Annotated in this window: 16 protein-coding genes; 8 read left to right on the forward strand and 8 right to left on the reverse strand. The window is 30.6% G+C overall.

Annotated elements, in window-relative coordinates; genetic code table 11:
• Positions 1-82: 82 nt before the first annotated feature.
• Positions 83-841 carry a hypothetical protein gene (locus AWN65_RS08805; protein WP_060382825.1) on the forward strand — a complete coding sequence of 253 codons (759 nt, stop codon included), beginning with the start codon at positions 83-85 and terminating at the stop codon, positions 839-841.
• Positions 842-1,067: 226 nt separating this feature from the next.
• On the opposite strand, the gene mtaB is transcribed toward AWN65_RS08805, so the two are convergent.
• The 4 genes from mtaB to AWN65_RS08825 all read right to left on the reverse strand — a co-directional run bounded on the left by mtaB (position 1,068) and on the right by AWN65_RS08825 (position 5,773).
• A complete protein-coding gene (mtaB, locus tag AWN65_RS08810) occupies positions 1,068-2,390 on the reverse strand; it encodes a tRNA (N(6)-L-threonylcarbamoyladenosine(37)-C(2))-methylthiotransferase MtaB (RefSeq protein ID WP_060382826.1) in 1,323 nt (440 codons plus the stop codon).
• A 215-nt stretch (positions 2,391-2,605) separates the two neighbouring features.
• Positions 2,606-4,006 (reverse strand): aspartate ammonia-lyase, encoded by a 1,401-nt coding sequence (gene aspA, locus AWN65_RS08815; protein WP_060382827.1) that lies wholly within the window; start codon positions 4,004-4,006, stop codon positions 2,606-2,608.
• A gap of 64 nt (positions 4,007-4,070) precedes the next feature.
• Positions 4,071-5,243, reverse strand: coding sequence for a GlmU family protein (locus AWN65_RS08820; protein ID WP_060382828.1), 1,173 nt, complete (start codon positions 5,241-5,243; stop codon positions 4,071-4,073).
• A 278-nt stretch (positions 5,244-5,521) separates the two neighbouring features.
• Positions 5,522-5,773 (reverse strand): type B 50S ribosomal protein L31, encoded by a 252-nt coding sequence (locus tag AWN65_RS08825; protein ID WP_014165095.1) that lies wholly within the window; start codon positions 5,771-5,773, stop codon positions 5,522-5,524.
• A gap of 216 nt (positions 5,774-5,989) precedes the next feature.
• On the opposite strand from AWN65_RS08825, the gene AWN65_RS08830 reads away from it, so the two are divergent.
• The 4 genes from AWN65_RS08830 to AWN65_RS08845 all read left to right on the forward strand — a co-directional run bounded on the left by AWN65_RS08830 (position 5,990) and on the right by AWN65_RS08845 (position 11,242).
• Entirely contained in the window at positions 5,990-6,520 is a 531-nt protein-coding gene (locus AWN65_RS08830) for a DUF4199 domain-containing protein (protein WP_060382829.1), read from the forward strand.
• A 2-nt stretch (positions 6,521-6,522) separates the two neighbouring features.
• Positions 6,523-7,473: a glycosyltransferase family 2 protein gene (locus tag AWN65_RS08835; RefSeq protein WP_060382830.1), complete on the forward strand. Its 951-nt coding sequence runs from the start codon at positions 6,523-6,525 to the stop codon at positions 7,471-7,473.
• A gap of 212 nt (positions 7,474-7,685) precedes the next feature.
• A complete protein-coding gene (locus AWN65_RS08840; protein ID WP_060382831.1) occupies positions 7,686-9,413 on the forward strand; it encodes a phospho-sugar mutase in 1,728 nt (575 codons plus the stop codon).
• Entirely contained in the window at positions 9,413-11,242 is a 1,830-nt protein-coding gene (locus AWN65_RS08845; RefSeq protein ID WP_060382832.1) for an ABC transporter ATP-binding protein, read from the forward strand. Before AWN65_RS08840 ends, AWN65_RS08845 begins: the two co-directional genes overlap by 1 nt.
• Before the next feature lie 156 nt (positions 11,243-11,398).
• On the opposite strand, the gene AWN65_RS08850 is transcribed toward AWN65_RS08845, so the two are convergent.
• Genes AWN65_RS08850 through AWN65_RS08860 form a run of 3 tightly spaced genes read right to left on the reverse strand, consistent with a single transcriptional unit; the run spans position 11,399 to position 16,282 of the window.
• Positions 11,399-12,085, reverse strand: a complete 687-nt coding sequence (locus AWN65_RS08850) for a hypothetical protein (protein ID WP_060382833.1) — start codon at positions 12,083-12,085, stop codon at positions 11,399-11,401.
• Between the two features lie 37 nt (positions 12,086-12,122).
• Entirely contained in the window at positions 12,123-14,579 is a 2,457-nt protein-coding gene (locus AWN65_RS08855; RefSeq protein WP_060382834.1) for a TonB-dependent receptor, read from the reverse strand.
• Between the two features lie 2 nt (positions 14,580-14,581).
• The gene (locus AWN65_RS08860) at positions 14,582-16,282 is read right to left on the reverse strand and encodes a M23 family metallopeptidase (RefSeq protein ID WP_060382835.1); all 1,701 of its coding nucleotides are present in this window, start codon (positions 16,280-16,282) and stop codon (positions 14,582-14,584) included.
• 222 nt (positions 16,283-16,504) lie between these two features.
• Between AWN65_RS08860 and AWN65_RS08865 the strand changes: the two genes are divergently transcribed.
• From AWN65_RS08865 to rny, 3 genes are all read left to right on the forward strand, one after another.
• Positions 16,505-16,795, forward strand: coding sequence for a hypothetical protein (locus tag AWN65_RS08865; RefSeq protein ID WP_060382836.1), 291 nt, complete (start codon positions 16,505-16,507; stop codon positions 16,793-16,795).
• Between the two features lie 8 nt (positions 16,796-16,803).
• Complete coding sequence (locus tag AWN65_RS08870) at positions 16,804-17,091, forward strand: cell division protein ZapA (RefSeq protein ID WP_060382837.1); 288 nt, start codon at positions 16,804-16,806, stop codon at positions 17,089-17,091.
• Positions 17,092-17,315: 224 nt separating this feature from the next.
• Positions 17,316-18,878, forward strand: a complete 1,563-nt coding sequence (gene rny, locus AWN65_RS08875; protein ID WP_060382838.1) for a ribonuclease Y — start codon at positions 17,316-17,318, stop codon at positions 18,876-18,878.
• 454 nt (positions 18,879-19,332) lie between these two features.
• Here rny and AWN65_RS08880 read toward each other — a convergent pair whose 3' ends face one another.
• Entirely contained in the window at positions 19,333-20,829 is a 1,497-nt protein-coding gene (locus AWN65_RS08880) for a PAS domain-containing sensor histidine kinase (protein WP_060382839.1), read from the reverse strand.
• Between the last annotated feature and the right edge of the window lie 330 nt (positions 20,830-21,159).

The following is a 21,159-nucleotide window of genomic DNA, read 5'->3' on the forward strand; positions in this document are numbered from 1 at the left end:
TCGACTAAATTAATTATTTATTCTGGCCGTAAAACAGTAGCATGAAAAAAACTTTTTCTTTAAAATTGCAAAAAAAATAAAAATGAAAAATTTAACTCTTAAGTGGAAAATTGCTTTTAAAATTTTCCCTATTATTTTGATTGTTGGAATTTTTAAATTACTGAGTCATTACTATAATTTTGAACTAATGGAACTCAATGCTCTTTTTACTAGTTTAGTTGCTGGTACTATTTTTCTAATTGGTTTTCTAATTAGTGGTGTGTTGTCTGACTACAAAGAGAGTGAGAAATTACCTACTGAATTAGTCTGTTCTATGCGTACTTTACAAGATGATACACTTACAATTATTAAATCTAAAAATTCAGAAGCCGCTATTTTTTTTTTAGAATACCAAAAAGAGCTCCCTATCTTTATTAAAAAATGGTTTTATAAATCAGAAAGCACTTCTTCTCTTTTAGCCTATATTAGCTCTATTAATGATCATTTGGTTAATCTTGAAAGAGAAGAAATTCAGGCTAATTATATCATAAAAATGAAAAACGAACAAAATCAATTACGTAAAGTTATTATGAGAATGGATACAATACGTGATACTGATTTCGCTGTTTCTGCTTATGCTATTGTTGAGGCTATGGCTTTCTTAACTTCAATTGGGTTAATTATTATTCAGATAGAGCCTTTTTTAGCTGCCATGTTTCTTACTATACTTATTACCTTCTTAATTTGGTATATGCTTTTTTTAATTAAAGATTTAGACAATCCTTTTGATTATATTGAGAATGGCGAAACGGGAACTGAAATTTCACTTAAACCGTTACATGATTTCATTGCTGAATTTTAACGTTCTACATAAAAGAAAATTATCTAAAGAGATTTTATTACAATAATTTATTTTATTAAGTTCCTTCGCTCAAATCTACTTTTTATTGATTTGAATGAAGGAACCTGCAAAAAATCACGAAAATCACTGACGATGTATGTCATTCTAACTGCTTTTGAGATAAAACCATATATGGAAATATAACTTTTTAGACATCTTATTTTATGAATTATAAAAAAAAGAAGGACTAGTCTTTCACAAATTCTATCCTTACACTTCCGTCTTCATCTATTTTAGACAAGCTAACTTCATGTAATGAATTAACTAATTCTGGATTCCATGGTGTTTTTACTTTTACATAATTCTCTGTAAATCCGTGAATATACCCTTCTTTATTTTCTCCTTCAAAAAGAACTGTTCTATTAGTTCCTATTTGACTCTCGTAAAAGGCGCGGCGTTTTTTTACAGACAAACCACGTAACATTTTTGAGCGTTTGGCTCGTATATTTCCAGGCACTACTCCTTCCATTTCTGCGGCTTCTGTATTATCTCTTTCTGAATAGGTAAATACATGAAGATATGAAATATCTAAATTATGTAAAAAATTATATGTTTCTAAGAATAGTTCGTCTGTTTCTCCTGGAAAACCAACAATAACATCTACACCAATGCAGGCATGAGGCATTACTTCTCGTATTTTAGTAACTCGATCTGAGTATAACTCGCGCAAATAACGACGTTTCATGCGTTTTAATATTGTATTAGAACCTGATTGTAACGGAATATGGAAATGAGGAACAAAGGTTCTGCTTTGTGAAACGAAATTAATGGTTTCATTTTTCAATAGATTGGGTTCTATTGAGGATATACGCAATCTTTCGATACCTTCTAACTTATCTAAGGCTTGAACTAACTCTAGAAAAGTGTGTTCGTGTTTTTTATTTCCAAACTCTCCTTTTCCATAATCTCCAATATTCACGCCTGTTAATACAATTTCTTTAATTCCTTTTTTAGAAATTTCTTGAGCATTTTTCATTACATTTTCCATGGTATCGCTACGAGAAATTCCTCTGGCTAACGGAATTGTACAATAGGTACATTTATAATCACATCCATCTTGGACTTTCAAAAAAGCACGGGTTCTATCGCCTATAGAATAACTTCCTACATAAAAATCTGCTTCCTCTATTTCGCATGAATGTACTTCGCCTAAATCATTTTTAGAAAGATCATTCAAATAATCTGTTATCTTAAATTTTTCGGTAGCCCCTAAAACTAAATCAACACCATCTACAGCTGCTAATTCTTCGGGTTTTAACTGTGCGTAACAACCTACCGCAGCTACAAAGGCTTTTTCGTTAAGCTTCATTGCTTTTTTTACAATCTGCTTGAATTGTTTATCTGCATTATCCGTAACGGAGCAAGTATTAATTACATAGATATCTGCTATTTCTTCAAAATCTACGCGATCAAAACCTTCCTCATGAAAATTTCGTGCAATGGTGGATGTTTCAGAGAAGTTTAATTTACATCCCAGCGTATAAAACGCTACTTTTTTTTTGTTTTCCATAATTTATTCTCAATCGATGAAATCGTTGTCAAAAATTGAGAAGGCAAATTTAACTAGATTTTTTGGTTAAAAAAATAGTAGTTTATTCACTCCTTACTAATTTATTACTATTCTTAATTAAAAGAAAAACACCGATTTTACATTCTGAAATTCTAAAAAATCGCTTTAAACAGTAATTTTATATTTACTTTTTTTTCGTAAAATCGGTATTTTTTTTATTTATGAAAGGCTTTTGGGGCTAACATATTTTCTGGATTTAAAATATCGTCTAGCTGCTCTTTCGAAAGGATGTTGTGTTCTAGGACTAAATTGTATACACTTTTGCCTGTTTCTAGTGCTTCTTTGGCTATTTTAGTACTGTTCTTATAGCCTATATAAGGATTTAGAGCGGTTACGATACCTATACTATGTAATACCATTTCACGGCAATGTTCTTCATTGGCGGTTATACCATTAATACATTTTTCTCTTAGGGTATCCATGGCTTGACTCATTAATTGCATGGATTCAAGAATAGCATAAATGAGTACTGGCTCCATAACGTTTAGTTGTAATTGTCCTGCTTCAGCTGCCATAGTAACGGTTAAATCATTTCCTATAACGCGAAAACAAACCTGATTCATTACTTCTGGGATAACAGGATTTACTTTCCCAGGCATGATAGAAGAACCTGGCTGCATGGGAGGCAAATTGATTTCGTTTAGTCCACAACGAGGTCCCGATGATAACAATCGTAAATCGTTACATATTTTTGACATTTTGATTGCCATACGTTTTAAAGCGGAAGAATAAATTACGTAGGATCCTGTATCTGGTGTTGCTTCAATTAAGTTTGGAGCTGATACTATAGCTAAACCTGTAATTATCGCTAATTTTTCCGCACATAACTGAGCATATCCTATGGGTGCATTTAGTCCTGTACCAATGGCAGTTGCTCCCATATTAATTTCTAAAAAAAGATTTGAGTTTTGTGTTAGTCGATCTATTTCTTCTTCTAAAGTAGCTGCAAAAGCTTCAAATTCTTGACCTAAAGTCATTGGAACTGCATCTTGTAACTGGGTGCGTCCCATTTTTAAAACATGTTTAAACTCTTCTCCTTTTTTCCTAAAAGATGTTATTAATTGTTTTAAATGCGAAATTAGATTCATATTAGAGCGTATAGCTCCAATTTTTATAGCGGTTGGATACGCATCATTTGTAGATTGCGATAAATTTACATGGTCATTAGGTGAGCAAAACTGATACTGCCCTTTTTCATATCCCATGATTTCTAGAGCTCTATTGGCTAAAACTTCGTTAATATTCATGTTTGTTGAAGTTCCTGCTCCTCCTTGAATCATATCAACTGGAAATTCGCGATCAAACTTTCCTTCAATCACTTCTTTGGAGGCCTGTACGATAGCATTTTTTATTGGTTCTTCAAGTAACCCTAAATCAAAATTTGTTTCGGCTGCTGCCCATTTTACATAGGCAAGTCCTTTTATAAATTCGGGAAATTGATACAATCGTACTCCTGAAATATTAAAATTTTCAATGGCGCGTTGTGTTTGCACTCCGTAATAGGCATTTACAGGAACTTGTAAATCACCTAATAAATCATTTTCTATTCTATACATTTTTTTCAAAGCTAAAAAACCACGAATTTACACTCGCGGTTTCTTATTTTAATTTATTTTTTGGTTATTCTTTTCTATATTTTTTAGTTTCTTCGAAAACGTGTTCTAAAATTTTAACATCTTGTTCTGAAAATTCAATATTACGTCTTGACATTACAATTTTAGCGGTTTGAAAGGCTTTTGCGGTAAGATAGGTGGTAAACCCAGAAGCGCCTCCCCAAGAAAAACTAGGTACAAAATTACGAGGAAATCCAGCACCAAAAATATTAGCAGAAACACCTACAACGGTACCTGTATTAAACATGGTATTAATTCCACATTTACTATGGTCTCCCATCATTAAACCACAAAATTGAAGTCCTGTACGGGCAAAAGTTTCTGTTTCATAACTCCAAAGTTTTACTTCTTCATAATTATTTTTTAAATTAGAGTTATTACTATCTGCTCCTATATTACACCATTCTCCTAATACTGAATTTCCTAAAAAACCATCGTGTCCTTTATTAGAATAAGCAAATAAAACCGAGTTATTAATTTCTCCTCCTACTCTACTGTGAGGACCAACCGTAGTAGCTCCATAAATTTTGGTTGCTAATTTTACTTGTGCTTCTTCACATAAAGCAAAAGGACCGCGTATAACAGATCCTTCCATTATTTCTGAGTTTTTACCAATATAAATTGGTCCCGTAGAAGCATTTAGGGTTACAAATTCTAGCTTAGCACCTTCTTCTATAAAAATATTTTCAGGAGCAATTACATTCACCGATTTAGGAATTGGTTGTGAGGTTCTTCCTTCTGTAATTAATTCAAAATCTTCACGAAGCGCTATATCGTTTTTAGCAAAAATATCCCATGTATGTTCAATTGTAATACAATCAACTGTGCATTCTATTATTTCAAATGTATCAAAATCTACTTCTTGATTTTCTTTACTATAAAAAGCAACTACTTCATCTTTATAAAAAAGGGCTTGATTTTCTTCTAAAGATTTAATCATTTCTACCAGTACATCGTTGGGTAAAAAAGAAGCATTAATCATAATATTTTCTTCCATTTCTACCATAGGATATTTTTCTGATAAGTATTCCTCGGTAATAGTTGTAGTGGTATATCCTAAAAATTTTTCCCATTTTTCACGAATAGTCAAAATTCCTATTCGAATATCTGCTACGGGACGAGTAAAAGTAAATGGAAGCAAAGCATTGCGTACATTTCCATCAAAAAGTATGTAGTTCATATATTTTTATAATTTTATAGAAAGATGTTTCAAAAACTGACAATGTTATACTTTATATACCAAAAGGATAGAGCTTATACTATTGAGTATAAAGTTCCTCTTATTGCAGGAATAATAAAGCAGATAGTGTTTTTTGTTTTTAGAACACCCTTTTTTAATATTCCAAAAATAAGCAAATTCCATTTTTAAATTAGCATTTTTTCATAAATTTCAAAAAAATGTTAAAACAAAAAAGCACCACTTTCATGGTGCTTTTGTTGACTATATAAAATTCAATATTATTTATTGAATTTGGCATATTTAGTTTTGAATTTGTCAATACGTCCTGCTGTATCAACCAATTTAGATTTACCAGTGTAAAAAGGGTGAGAAGAACGAGAAATCTCCATTTTAAATACTGGATATTCTACACCTTCATGTGTAATTGTTTCTTTTGTTTCAACTGTAGATTTAGTAATAAATACATCATCGTTTGACATATCTTTGAAAGCTACTAATCTGTAATTTTCTGGATGGATTCCTTTTTTCATAATAAATCTGTTTATGTTTTGCTGTATTCAATCTTGATGCTTTTATCGCTAAAAGGTATTGATTTACAACAGCTTTTACTATATAATACTTTTAATTCAGGTTGCAAATGTAATATATTTTTTTAATATACAAATTATTATGTAACATTTTTAATTTTAAAACTACTTACTATCAAAATACTTATATTTGTTAATCTAAAATCAGAGCATTAAATTATGAACGAAATTATCAAAAAAAACGGGGTTCAATACGGATTGGTTATAGGACTCATTTCAATATTGACTACGCTTTTCATTTACCTTACCAATATTGAATTATTTACTTCAGGATGGATTACTTTTATTAAGTATGGACTTTATCTTATTATCATTTTTTTATTACTAAGAAAGACTCAAAAAGATTTTGAAACAGGGATTACTTTTAAAGAAACATTTACAACTTATTTTATTGCTACTACCATTGGAATACTTATGGGTTCTCTTTTTGAACTAATTTTATTTAATGTTATAGATTCTTCTTTAAAAGAAAGTGTAAAGGAAATTATAATTAAAGAAACAGGCACTATGCTTCAAAAATTTGGAACGCCTAGATCCGTTATTAAAGAATCTATTAAACAACTTGAAATGCAAGATCAGTTTTCAATAGGTAACTTTTTTAAAGGAACTATTTTTACAATTTTAATAAGTGCAATTTTTGGTTTAATTTTGTCTGCATTTTTCAAAACAAAATCGTCAAATCAACTATAAAAGTGGATATATCAATTATAATACCCTTATTAAACGAACAAGAATCATTACCCGAGTTAGTTTCATGGATTGAACGTGTTATGATTCAGAATCAGTATTCATACGAAGTCTTGTTTATTGACGACGGAAGCACTGATGATTCTTGGCAAGTGATACAACAATTAGCATCAAAAAACGAAAACTTAAAAGGAATTCGTTTTTTGCGCAATTATGGAAAAAGTCAGGCTTTACATGCTGGTTTTGCTAAGGCAGAAGGTAGTGTAGTCATTACTATGGATGCCGATTTACAAGACAGTCCTGATGAAATACCAGAACTTTACCAAATGATTTCTAAAGAAAATTTTGATTTAGTTTCAGGTTGGAAAAAGAAACGTTATGATAATACTTTAACAAAAAATCTACCTTCTAAACTTTTTAATGCAGCCGCTAGAAAAACTTCAGGCGTGCAACTGAATGACTTTAACTGCGGTTTAAAGGCATACAAGAACACGGTAATAAAAAACATAGAGGTTTTTGGGGAAATGCACCGCTATATCCCTGTATTAGCAAAAAACGCTGGCTTTAAAAAAATTGGTGAAAAGGTAGTTCTACATCAAGCTCGAAAATATGGTGAATCTAAATTTGGTATTGATCGTTTTGTAAATGGCTTTTTAGACCTCATTACCATTTGGTTTTTAGGTAAATTTGGAAAAAGACCAATGCATTTATTTGGATTGTTGGGTACTTTAATGTTTGTAATTGGTTTTTTATCAGCAAGCTATATAGGTGCTATTAAACTTTGGAAACTTTACACACATCAGGAAACAATTTTAATCACTCATAATCCATGGTTTTACATTGCTCTAACTACAATGATTATAGGTACTCAATTATTTTTAGCAGGCTTTTTGGGCGAAATAATTCTTCGTACAAAAAACAACGAAGAGCGATATAAAATTCAAGAAACGATATAAAAATCAAGATCATAGTACCAATAATAGGTCTATTTTTTTTGACTATTGAAAAAAAAATCAATCCAAATAACCGATATTTTTTTGGCACAACCAACCTTTCATTATCTATCTAGAAGATAAAAATCAACTCTTTTAATATTACTATTTTCTAACAGAAATAAATTAAGGCTATAATAAGAACAAAAAAAATTGACTATAAAAACAACAGAATTATGCACATTGAACAGGCAATTTTAGAAAAAGCAAATATTTGGTTAACCCCTACTTTTGATAGCGAAACCCAAGAAATCATTAAAGAGATGATGACCTCATCACCTAAAGAACTAGAAGATAGTTTTTATAAAAATTTAGAATTTGGCACAGGTGGTATGCGCGGTATTATGGGAGTGGGAACTAATCGAATTAATAAATATACTCTAGGTAAAAACACACAAGGCTTATCTAATTATTTAAAAAAATGTTTTCCAAACGAAGAAATAAAAGTAGCTATTGCTTATGACTGCCGCGCTAATAGTAACACATTAGCGAAAGTTGTTGCCGATGTTTTTTCAGCTAATGGAATTAAGGTTTTTTTATTTTCTGAATTAAGACCCACGCCAGAATTATCATTTACGGTTAGATATTTAGCTTGTCATGTAGGCATTGTACTAACCGCATCACACAATCCACCCGAATACAATGGCTATAAAGTGTATTGGCAAGATGGAGGTCAGATTGTACCTCCACAAGACAAAGAAATTATCCAAGCTATTGAGGCTTTAGAGTATACTGATATCAACTTTAAATCAAACGAAACTCTCATTGAATATATAGATAAGGAAATAGATGATGCTTTTCTAAAAAGCACACTTGAAAATGCCTGTTTTAATACAACAACGGAAGCTAAAAAAGATTTAAAAATTGTTTATACTTCATTACACGGCACCTCTATAAAAGCAATCCCTAACGTTTTAAACGCTGCTGGATATACCGATCTAAATATCGTAGAAGAACAAGCTGTTCCAGATGGTAATTTTCCTACTGTAAAATCACCTAATCCAGAAGAACCTGAAGCTTTGACTCTAGCCGTAGAATTAGCTAATAAAATAAATGCCGATATTGTTATTGGAACCGATCCTGACTCTGACCGTCTAGGAGTTGCCGTGCGAAACAATCAAAACGAGATGATTCTTTTAAACGGAAATCAGACTATGGTAATCATGACTGCATTCTTATTAGAACAGTGGAAAAAAGCTGATAAATTAACAGGTACAGAATTTATTGGATCTACTATTGTTTCAACTCCTATGATGCTTGATTTAGCAGAGGCTTATGAAGTAGAATGTAAAGTAGGACTAACAGGATTTAAATGGATTGCTAAATTTATTAAAGATTTTCCAAACCAAAAATTCATTGGCGGTGGAGAAGAAAGTTTTGGTTTTATGGTAGGCGATGCTGTACGTGATAAAGATGCAGTAGGTGCAATTCTATTAATTTGCGAGATTGCCGCACAAGCAAAAGAAGCTGGTAAAACATTGTATCAAAGATTAGAAGAACTCTACGTAGACTTTGGTTTTTATAAAGAACATCTTATTTCTATTACAAAAAAAGGAATAGATGGAGCAGCTGAAATAGAAGCCATGATGAAAAATCTTCGTGAAAATCCAATGAACGAAATCAATAATGAACGTGTAGTTTGTGTGGAAGATTACCTGACTTCTAAAGGAAAAGATTTTATGAATAATGAAGAATTTGATATTCATGTTCCTAAATCAAATGTTTTAATTTATTACTTAGAAGATGGTAGTAAAATCTGCGCACGTCCGAGCGGAACAGAACCTAAAATTAAATTTTACTTCAGTGTAAATTGTACTATTGGTTCAACAGCTGATGTTCCAGAAGCAGAAAAACAACTGAACACTAAAATAAAAAATATCATCAACGATATGCAATTGAACTAATGGATCACAATTTAAAAAAAATAATTCCATACGCATTAAGCTATAAAAAGAACATTCTTTGGAATGTTCTTTTCAACGTCTTATATGCTTTGTTTAGTACACTCTTAATGGTATCTATCATGCCTACACTTGAGGTTCTTTTTAAACAAAACGCAAGGATTAACAAAAAACCTTTTTATACAGGTATATCTAACTTAAAAGAATTCTTATCTGATTCTTTTAACTACAAACTAACTGAAATTTCAGATGAATACGGCAAACAAAACGCATTATTAGTAGTTATAAGTATTGTAATCATTACGGCTTTATTTAAAAACTTATTTAATTATTTAGGATCAAGACAAGTTACGATATTAAGAAATGGAGTACTTAGAGATCTTCGTATTAAACTTTATCACAAAATCATTAACCTACCTGTATCTTATTATTCAGATACTCGAAAAGGAGACGTAATGGCTCGTATGTTAGGTGATGTAGGCGAGGTTCAAAATTCATTTTTTCAAATTTTAGAACTTATTGTTCGCGAACCTATGACAATACTTTTTTCAATTATTGCCATGTTATTCATTAGTATAAAACTAACTTTATTTGTTTTTATATTTATTCCTATTTCAGGCTTTATCATTTCAAGAATTGGTAAAACATTAAAAGCTAAATCACAAAGAGCCCAACAAGAACAAGGTATTTTCATTTCTATTTTAGACGAAACTTTATCAGGATTAAAAGTTGTAAAAGGATTTAACGCAGAACCTATTTTTATACAAAAGTTCAATGACTCTGTTAATCGTGTATTAAAATTATCTAACAACATAGCCAATAAAAACAATCTTTCCTCTCCTATGAGTGAGTTTTTTGGTATCCTAACCATTGCTACCCTATTATGGTACGGAGGACATTTGGTTTTAATTGAAAAAAGTCTTGCAGGAACAGCCTTCATTGGTTATATAGCACTAGCATACACTATTTTACAACCTGCTAAATCTATTTCAAAAGCTTCTTATCAAGTAAAAAGCGGTTTAGCTGCTGCTGAAAGGGTTTTTACTTTATTAGAACAAGAAAGCCACATAGTAGATCAACCTAATGCTCTAGATCAAAAAGAATTTAAAAATTTGATAAAAATTGAAAACATCAATTTTAGTTATAAAGACGAGAAGGTTTTAAAAAATTTCACGATTGAAGTTCCGAAAGGCAAAACCATTGCTTTAGTGGGGCAATCAGGATCGGGAAAAAGTACAATTGCCAATTTACTTACTCGTTTTTACGACGTAAATGAAGGAACAATAAGTATAGACGGAATCAATATTAAGGATATTTCAATGCAATCTTTAAGATCTTTGATGGGTATTGTTACGCAAGATTCAATTTTATTTAATGATTCGATAAAAAACAATTTATTAATAGGTAAACCTACTGCCACTGATGAGGAAATCGTTAATGCTTTAAAAATTGCGAATGCTTATGAATTTGTAAAAGACCTACCTAACGGGATTGAGACCAATATTGGCGATGCGGGTGGAAAATTATCTGGTGGACAAAAACAACGTTTATCAATTGCAAGAGCTGTCTTAAAAAACCCTCCTATTATGATTCTTGATGAGGCTACTTCTGCGCTTGATACTGAAAGCGAAAAACTGGTACAGGTAGCTCTTGAAAATATGATGCAAAACAGAACTTCTATTGTAATTGCACACCGCCTTTCAACCATTCAAAAAGCAGACAATATTATTGTAATGCAAAAAGGAGAAATTGTTGAACAAGGTACACACAGCGAATTACTTGCAAAAGAGGGTATGTATGCAAAACTCGTAATGATGCAAAGTTTAGAGTAAAATAATGAGACTGTCCAAAAAGTAATAAATCAATATGTAGTTTGTCACTCAAACGTAAGTAGGAGTCTCATAATCAACATTATGCAATTTCTCCCTTTGATCGAAACGACAAGATTGCTGACTTTTTGGACAGTTTCATTTATTAAGAAAATCTTATTATATTTTAAACTCTTGGGCTACCCAATCTTTTTTAACATCAACATAAAAATAATGTAAGCCATCCGTTTTATCAAAAGCTCCATTTTTATTGCGATCATCTATAGTTCTAAAAAAGATTCTGTTTGCTACTTCTACATAATTCCAATCGATCAATTCCTGCATATCAGTTGAAACTTTAGTAAATTGATTCCCTAAATCAGTACTCAAATACAAAGATTTCACATCATAAGAATCAACTTTACCATCCTGATTTGTATCATTATCGGCCATGACATATACTAATATCTTTTTTGACTTAAGATAAGTCATTCGTTCAATTAAAACAGATTTATCAGTCAACACATGTAAAGAATCTTTTCCTATTTCTTGAAACTTAACATTTTGTAGGTATCCTGTAAGTTCTTCATCTAAAACATTTGATACATTAAATCCATTCATATCCATCTTATCACCATCATAATTTCCTTTTTTCAGATCACTTACCCTTAGCTCTCCCATTGGATAAATTAAAACATTGGAGCTAGAAAAGTAAATAGGCAAATCCGCAACTAATAAGCGGGTTGTATCTTTCTTTATTTCAACTTGTTTTACAGATCTATCATATTTTACTTTTGGTTTTTCTTCTTCTTTACAACTTCCTAATGAAATGATAAAAGGCAGAAAGTATAAAATCTTTTTTTTCATTGTAGTTCTATTTAATCCAAATATACCTTTTTAAATTTTATATTTTTACGTTTAATTTTATACTAAATACACGAGTTGTTAAGTAATTAGGTACTCCATATTGGTTTTTAGTATAGACATCTCTTACCCATGTATTTGTAATTGAGTTCTGGTTATCAAACATATTAAAAATTTCCATTCCAAGAGCTAGTTCTTTAAAATGTCTTAGCCAATTATCTTTTTCTTTGGCTCTAGCTCTATCCGTAAAAACGTATGAAAAACCAATATCTGCTCTACGATAATCTCTTAATCTTGATTGGTATTCATAGGGATTTGCATAAGAAGGTGATCCTCCAGGCAAACCTGTATTATACACTAAATTAAGATACATTTTTAGAGCAGGTATGTTAGGAACATAATCTTGAAACAAAGCTCCAAACTTTAATCTTTGATCAGTAGGCCGAGGTATGTATCGTTTTCCATCAATAGACTCTTGTGTATCCATATATCCAAAACTTAACCATGATTCAGTCCCTGGAATAAATTCACCATTCATTCTAATATCTATTCCTTTAGCATAAGCTTCGGCGTTATTAAGAGCTTTATAACGTATCCTTACATTATCTATTGTATAAGGATTTACGTTATTCATATCTTTATAATACAATTCTGTCACCAATCTAAATGGGCGCTTCCACATTTTAAAGCTAAAATCATGTCCCAACACTATATGAGTAGACTCTTGTGCCTTAACATTAGATCTAACTTCTCCTAGGGAATCTCTCAACTCCCTATAAAAGGGCGGTTGATGATACCAACCTCCTGAAATTCTAAAAAGCATATCTGTGCGCCAATTAGGTTTTATAGCAAATTGTGCTCTTGGACTAAAGGTAATTTGATTATTGCCTTTTTTAAGTATATCTATAACTTTCCAGCTTTGAGCTCTTACTCCTGTATTTATAAATAATTCATGTTCTCTCCACTTCAAACGTTTATTCCACTGAACATACGCAGAAAAACGATTAATATTAGTATAATTAACAGCTCTAATACTATTATAAGGTACTAAAGGTCCTATATAGGGCGTATAGGGTTGATCTTTTTTGGGTACAATTTTAGGAGGGTTTAATAAGAAACCGGCAGAATCAATTACTTCCCATTCTCTGATTCTATCTCGTATACTTTCATACGTATATTTAAATCCCCAGTCTATTTGGTTTTCTTTTATCTTATGATTTCCTTTTAGTTCAGTATTTACAATTAAAGCATCTAAATCATTACGAGCATGGGTAAGCTGAGAACCTATTCCTCTAGCATATTCAACATTACCAAAACTAGAATCTCCTAAATTGGAGTTTATCTCTCCTAGTTTATATTCTGCCATTATATCATAGTACTCTTGTTCAATCGTATGATAAATTGAGTTAATCCATTTTAAATTAGAATTATCATTTATTTTATACTGCCCTTTTAATGCTCCAAAAGCTGTAGTATAAGCATCTTTTTCTACTCCATCATACTGTACTAATAATGCTATAGGTTCTTGTAGAGAGCCAAAATTCGTTTGTCTAGAAAAAGGTCTATAATCGTATCTATTTTGCGATAAATTCCCTAAAAAACCAAATTGCCATTTAAGATTAGGGGTAAAAGTTATATATGTTTGTAAATCTGCAAATCGCGGTTTGAAATTTGTTTGAGTTTCTTGGCTCTTTACTAATAAACTATTATCTCGATAACGTATTCCTGTAACTGCATTCCACTTTTGATCTTTCGACACATTATCCATAGAAACACTTCCTCCTAAAAACGAGGCTTCAAGGGAAGCTCCAAATTTAGTTGGTTTTCTATACGTTATATCTAGTACAGATGACAATTTATCTCCATATTTAGCCTGAAATCCTCCTGATGAAAAATCAACGTGTTGAATTAGATCCGCATTCGTAAAACTTAAACCTTCTTGTTGTCCCGATCGAATTAAAAAAGGGCGATATACTTCTATTTCGTTTACATACACTAAATTTTCATCATAGTTACCTCCTCTTACGGCATATTGTGTACTTAGTTCGTTGTTAGAATTTACTCCTGGTAATGATTTTAAAATATTTTCTACTCCTGAATTAGCTCCTGGTATCAATCGAATAGCTTTAGGCGATAATGTTGTAATTCCTTCTACTCTTTTTTTATTATTATTAGATATAACAACTTCTCCTAGTTGCTCCGTTGTGCTTTTTAGTACTATATTAAACTCATAATCTTCATTAGGATTAAGTTCTAAAGAGATAACAGCTGATTTTAAGGATAAATGTGTAAACTTTAAATTAGATTTTACTTTTGAAGGAATTACTAATTGATAAAAGCCGTTTTCATTTGTTTTGGTATTTTTTTGTTGAAAAGACACATTTACTCCCTCTACAGGAATATCGTTTTCATCTAACACAATTCCTTTCACTCTAGCGATCTGACCTAAAAGAGTAAACGAAAATAGCAGCAATAAAAAAGAAAGTTTAGTTTTCAAAATTATGTTTTTGTTTTATAAAAATTGGATTCAAATGTAGTTGTATTTCCTAAATTATCCACTACCTCTAATTTAAAATCATTTTTACCGTCTATAAATTTAGAATCCGAAAAATAATGAATTAATCTATTTAATTTAGGTTCATATTCCATTAATATCCATTGGTTATTTAAGTAAGCATTATAGGATTTTATCCCAGATAAATTATCAGAAATAAAAATTTTCAATGAATCCTTTAAAGTTAAATCTTCTGACGTTTTAAAATTAGGGGCATAAATTTTAGGTGCTGTCGTATCTTTAGATATTAAAAATTTTCCAAGTTTTTTTACTTTAATTGAAAACTGATTTTCGTTCTTAGTGGTTGGATTATATTCTATTCTTGAACCATCTAAATTGGCAATAAACATTTTTTCACGTCCTTCTTTAGGTAAATGAGAGACATCAAAAGTTATAGTCATAGGCTTACTAATTGCTACCGACTGGTCGTGCAAATATAGTTCTTGATTTTTTACATCAAATTTGATGTAAAAATCTTCGTAGAATGTTTGTTCTGGAATAAAAACTGAAATTCCTTCTTTTGAATATAGTTGCTCTATTTGTGATTTTAGAAAATAGGGAGTTTTAAAATCATTATTTTCTACTGAATTGTTCGTATTTGAATATTCTATTGGAATAATTATGGTGTTCTTATTACCATGAAAATCATGAATTTCTATTTTATAATTGAGGTTATAACTGGGTTCTACTATCAGCTGTCCATTATTGTTTTTATATTTTATGATACTTTCTGGAAATATATACCCCACAAAAAGTTTTTGAAAACGTTGGTGTGTTTTTTTATATCTTGAATAATCTATAAAACAGTTTATATGTTTTGATTCTTCAAAAGAAAAACTATCAAATTGATATTTAAAATGAAGTGTTCCATTTAAAAATGTTTCTAATTTATAAATTCCATTTTTACCAAAATTATAATCCGATACATCATGAGTATTTACTGCAAATCCTATTGTATCTTTAGCTTTAACAGGAGCTGCTAGGTACGTCCCATCTAATTGCAAACTCAAAGGAATCATAATAGGCTGGGAAGAACCGTTAATTGTAGCTTTTTTAGATAAAGTATAAGCATACAATCCATCTATAGAAGGGGCTTTAGTATCTTTTATTAATCCGTCATATCCAAACAAGAAAGGATTCATAACAAACTCTGTTTTTGTATCTCTTATTTCAAAATGTAAATGAGGTCCACTAGATCCTCCTGTATTACCTGTATACCCTATCAAATCACCTTTTTTTACAGGCAAAAAATGTTCTTTTAGACGTAATTCTAAAACAAAGGTTTTATCTAAATATTGCTTTTCTCGAACGTAATGCTCTATTGATTTTGAAAATCGTTGTAAATGCGCATATACTGTAGTATAGCCATTAGGATGATCAATATATAAACACTTTCCATACCCATAAGTTGAAACATTTAAACGAGAAACAAATCCATCGGCTGTTGCATATACAGGAAAACCTTCTTTTTGTTGTGTCCTAAAATCAATTCCCGAATGAAAATGATTAGGTCTAAGCTCTCCGAAAGACCCCGCAATACTCAATTTAATATCTAAAGGAGAACCAAAATAATCCTTAGGATACTTATCTTGACCAATTGCTATAAAAGAAAATAGTAAACAAATAAACCAAAACTTTTTAATCATATTATAAAAATTACAGCTGTAAACTTTAAAGACTTTCTTTATTTGCGCTAAGATAACGATTCCTTTTACAATATTTCACTCCTGTTTTTTTATTTTTAAAAGTTTCATTTTAAAACGATTAACAATAAAAAATTGATAATTATCATTTTTTTCTTCAAACTTATTGTTAAAATACATTTTAAAATTTAAATTTGTGAAGTGATGTAATGTATTTTTATTACGATGAGCGAACTAAACGGAATAACTGATTCTCTTGAAGTTAAGATTCAGGAACTTTTCCAGAAAATGGAAAATCTGAAACTTGACAACCAAGAACTAAGATTAAAACTTAGATATTCGGAATCAATTATACTAAGACAAAGTGAAGACCTAAAAAAAATAAAGGCAGAACTTGACTCCGTAAAAATTACAAACTCACTTTTAGGTAGTGACGAATTCAAAAGGGATACGAAACTCAAAATAAATTCATTAATCAAAGAAATTGATTATTGTATAGCACAACTTTCTGATTAGAAAGCATAATGAATGAAAAACTAAAAATAGATATATCAATAGCAGAAAGGCTTTACCCTCTAACGGTGGATCCTAGCCAAAAAGAAAACTTGTTAAAAGCTTCTCAAAGGGTTGACTATATGCTAAAGCAGTTTGAACAGAATTATGCGGTAAAAGACAGGCAAGATTTACTTGCCATGTGTGCTTTGCAATTTGCCACTCAAGTAGAGCAAAAAAATGAGGAGATAAATAACTCAAACCTACAAGTGACAGAAAAATTAAAAAGATTACACAGTTTATTAGACAAACATCTCTAAATAAAATAAAAAACACGTTCTTAAAAATAAATTTAAAGCACTACCTACATTAGTACCCAATTTGATAAACTCAACACTAACGTTTAAAAAGGGCAAATCATCAATACTATAGCAAGCCTTTCAGTAGGAAGCTTGAACATTGAGTTAACCCAAAACTTGTATATTCCGAGTTTATACAATTTTTCTAATGTAGGTTTTTTTATACATAACACTTAACACAGACTATGGACATTTTAATAGTAATTATTATTGGAATTCTTGGAGTTGCATCAGGTTTTAGTATTGCAAAATACTTAGAAAAAATCAATGTATCTACCTTGATTAAAAACGCAAAGAAAGAAGCTTCTTCTATCTTAAAAGACGCTAACACAGAGGCTGAAAACATCAAAAAAGATAAGATATTACAAGCTAAAGAAAAATTTATCGAATTAAAAGCCGAACACGAGCAAGTTATTTTAACTCGTGATCGAAAAGTTGCTGAAGTAGAAAAGAGAACACGCGACAAAGAATCTCAAGTTTCTAATGAACTTGCCAAAACAAAAAAATTAAACGAAGAAATTGAACACAAAATAAAAGAATACGATTCAAAAGTTGAAAACTTAGAAAAGAAAACTTCTGAAATCGAAAAAATGCACAAAGCTCAAGTAGAACAGTTGGAAACTATTTCAGGACTATCCGCCGAAGAAGCCAAAGACCAACTGATAGAAAGCTTAAAAGCAGAAGCTAAAACAAATGCTATGGCTCATATTCAAGAAACCATAGAAGAAGCTAAAATGACCGCTCAGCAAGAAGCCAAAAAAATCATCATCAACACGATTCAGAGAGTAGGCACAGAAGAAGCAGTTGAAAACTGCGTTTCTGTATTCAACATAGAGTCAGACGATGTAAAAGGACGAATCATTGGTCGTGAAGGACGTAATATACGCGCTATAGAAGCCGCTACAGGAGTTGAAATAATCGTTGATGATACCCCTGAAGCTATTATTTTATCCTGCTTTGATCCTGTAAGAAGAGAAATTGCTCGTTTATCACTTCATAAATTAGTAACAGACGGACGCATACACCCAGCAAGAATTGAAGAAGTAGTTGCTAAAACAACAAAACAAATAGAAGAAGAAATCATTGAAGTAGGAAAACGAACCGTAATAGAATTAGGAGTTCATGGATTACACCCTGAATTAATAAAAATAGTAGGACGCATGAAATATCGTTCTTCATACGGTCAAAACCTATTACAACATTCAAGAGAAGTTGCTAAACTTTGCGGTATTATGGCCGCTGAACTGGGATTAAATGTAAAACTAGCTAAAAGAGCTGGTCTTTTACACGATATAGGAAAAGTTCCTGAAACAGAAAGCGACTTACCACACGCTTTATTAGGTATGCAATGGGCTGAAAAATATGGCGAAAAAGAAGACGTATGCAATGCTATTGGTGCTCACCATGACGAAATAGAAATGAAGTCATTAATCGCTCCAATCATTCAAGTTTGCGACGCTATTTCTGGTGCTAGACCAGGCGCTAGACGTCAAGTATTAGACTCTTATATTCAACGCCTTAAAGATCTAGAAGACATAGCCTATGGTTTTGGAGGAGTTAAAAGTGCTTATGCTATTCAAGCAGGACGAGAATTACGAGTAATTGTTGAAAGCGAAAAAGTAAGCGATGAAATGGCAGCAAAATTATCATTTGATATCTCACATAAAATTCAAACTGAAATGACCTATCCTGGTCAAGTTAAAATTACTGTAATCAGAGAAACTAGAGCTGTCAATATAGCCAAATAAATTATTATTAAAACATAAAAGAGGTTGTTCAAAATTTTGAACAACCTCTTTTATTACTAAAATATTCGAATACCTACTCCAGAAATGATACCATTCAAACTTAAAACATACTGGGTTAAAAAGTAAAATTCTCGATATGTTTTTTTTATTTTAAAACAACTCGAACAAACGGTTGAGTATATAATTGAAATCATCGTTAGTTCGAGCGCGAAGCGCATCGAGAACCAACACTAATTTTTATTGCTTTTGAAGGATAGCGTCTAAATCACCATTATGTGATTTCTCCCTTCGATAGAAATGAACAAGATTGCGAACTTTTTGAACAGCCTCAAGGTTAAAAAATAGTATTATAAGGAAATTTTTCAAAGTTTAAATGGTATGATTTTCATATATTCGATTCTTATAAAGTGAATTCAACTTTTAAGCCCCTTCTTTTCTATTATCTATTAATCAATTACCTCTTAAAATAAACTTTAAAGACAGAACCTACCCCCAACTTACTAACCACACTAATCTTCCCTCCCATAGCTTCTACTTGGTTTTTTGCAATATAAAGCCCTATACCTGTAGACTCTCTATTTTTATGAAACGTTTTATAAGGACCAAATACAGCCTGTTGATACTTCTCTAAATCAATCCCTATTCCGTTATCTTCAACACACAAAACATCATATTCTATATTATCATCTATTTCTGATTTCAGATAAAACGAAATAAAACTATCTTTTTTATTAGGATCTGAATATTTGACTGCATTTGTAGTTAAATTAAATATTACACTTTCTAGATAAGCAGGAATAAACGAAACTTCAAAGTTTTCATTTATATCTAGATTCACAAAAATACCTTTAGCATAAACCATTTCTTTTAAAACAGACAATGATCTTTCTATATAGTATCTTAATTTATTTTTCTGTTTTTCATTAATAACCTCCGCTTGTAATCCCACTAAATCTACTAAATTATCAATGGTTTCTTTTAGCTCATTAAATACAACTTGTAAACTTTTAATAACTTCTTCTGTAGAAACATATCCATTTTTATAAAAAGACAATAACATATAAAAATTTTCCGTATGACTTTTTAAGTTATGAGAAACAATATGAGCAAAATTCATCAATTTTCCCTTTTGCTTATTTACCACATCAAAAGTCTCCCTTAGCTTTTCCTCTTTTTCTTTTTGAATTGTAACATCTGTATGAGTTCCTACAATCCTCAACGGTTTTCCGTAAGAATCACGCTCTATAACCTTTCCTCTATCTAAAATCCACTTATAAACACCATTACACATAACACGATGATACGTTTCATAATGAGGTGTTTTCCCTTCAAAATGCTCTTTTATTCTATCAAAATAAGCCTCCTTATCATCTGGATGAACTAACTTATCCCATTTTTCAGGATCTGAAATCAATCCCTCTCTACCCTCTATCTCTAGAATTTTAAGGGATTGAGCCGAATAAAAAACTTCATTAGTAAGTAAATTCCAATCCCACACACCAATCTCAGAGGCTTCATTAGCAAATTGATTTCTTAACTCAACTATTTTATTTTCTTTTTCAACCTCTTTTTGATTTGTGATGTCTGTCATTATACCTAAAAAAGAAACTTTATCTTTTCCCCTCTCAATAGTAGCCATCATGCTATACCATTTAAGTTTATCAGATAGAACAACCCTAAAATCTAATTCTAATTTATTTAGATCTTTTTTACTCTCATCTATAGATTTTAAAATTTTTGATTTATCTAACGGAAATACTACTTTCCTAAAAATACTTAAAGGATCTTTATCAAACATTTCTATGTCAGATTCAAAAAAATCATAATAAGGTCCTTGCAAATAATCAACCATCAAACGACCATCCAAATCTATAGAGAATTGAAAGAAAAGTAACGATTGATTAGAAATTATTTTATTTAAAAGAGAATGATCTGACCGTCCTAATTGCATTTTTTAGATTTTTTTTAAAAAAATATTAAACAAAAATATCAATAAATATGACATTATATCATATAAAACTGACAAACACCATTTTATATAAACCTAAATAGGTAAAAAATAGTTTTTTTTCATTTAATATGGTCTTAGTTAATAAACAAATTTCTTTTTTCAAAACCTTCTTTTGCATTTTACAAATTTCTTAATACAACACAAGAAAATATTATAAATAAATCATAAAACGCATTTAACTTTACTAACAACAGAAATCTCTATGTTTTTACATGATAACATTTGCTAATTTCTAAAAAGCAATAAAAACATCACAAAGAGTCTTTTTTA

Origin of the sequence: Flavobacterium covae (assembly GCF_001534645.1) — a bacterium.
In the GTDB taxonomy this organism is placed as follows: domain Bacteria; phylum Bacteroidota; class Bacteroidia; order Flavobacteriales; family Flavobacteriaceae; genus Flavobacterium; species Flavobacterium covae.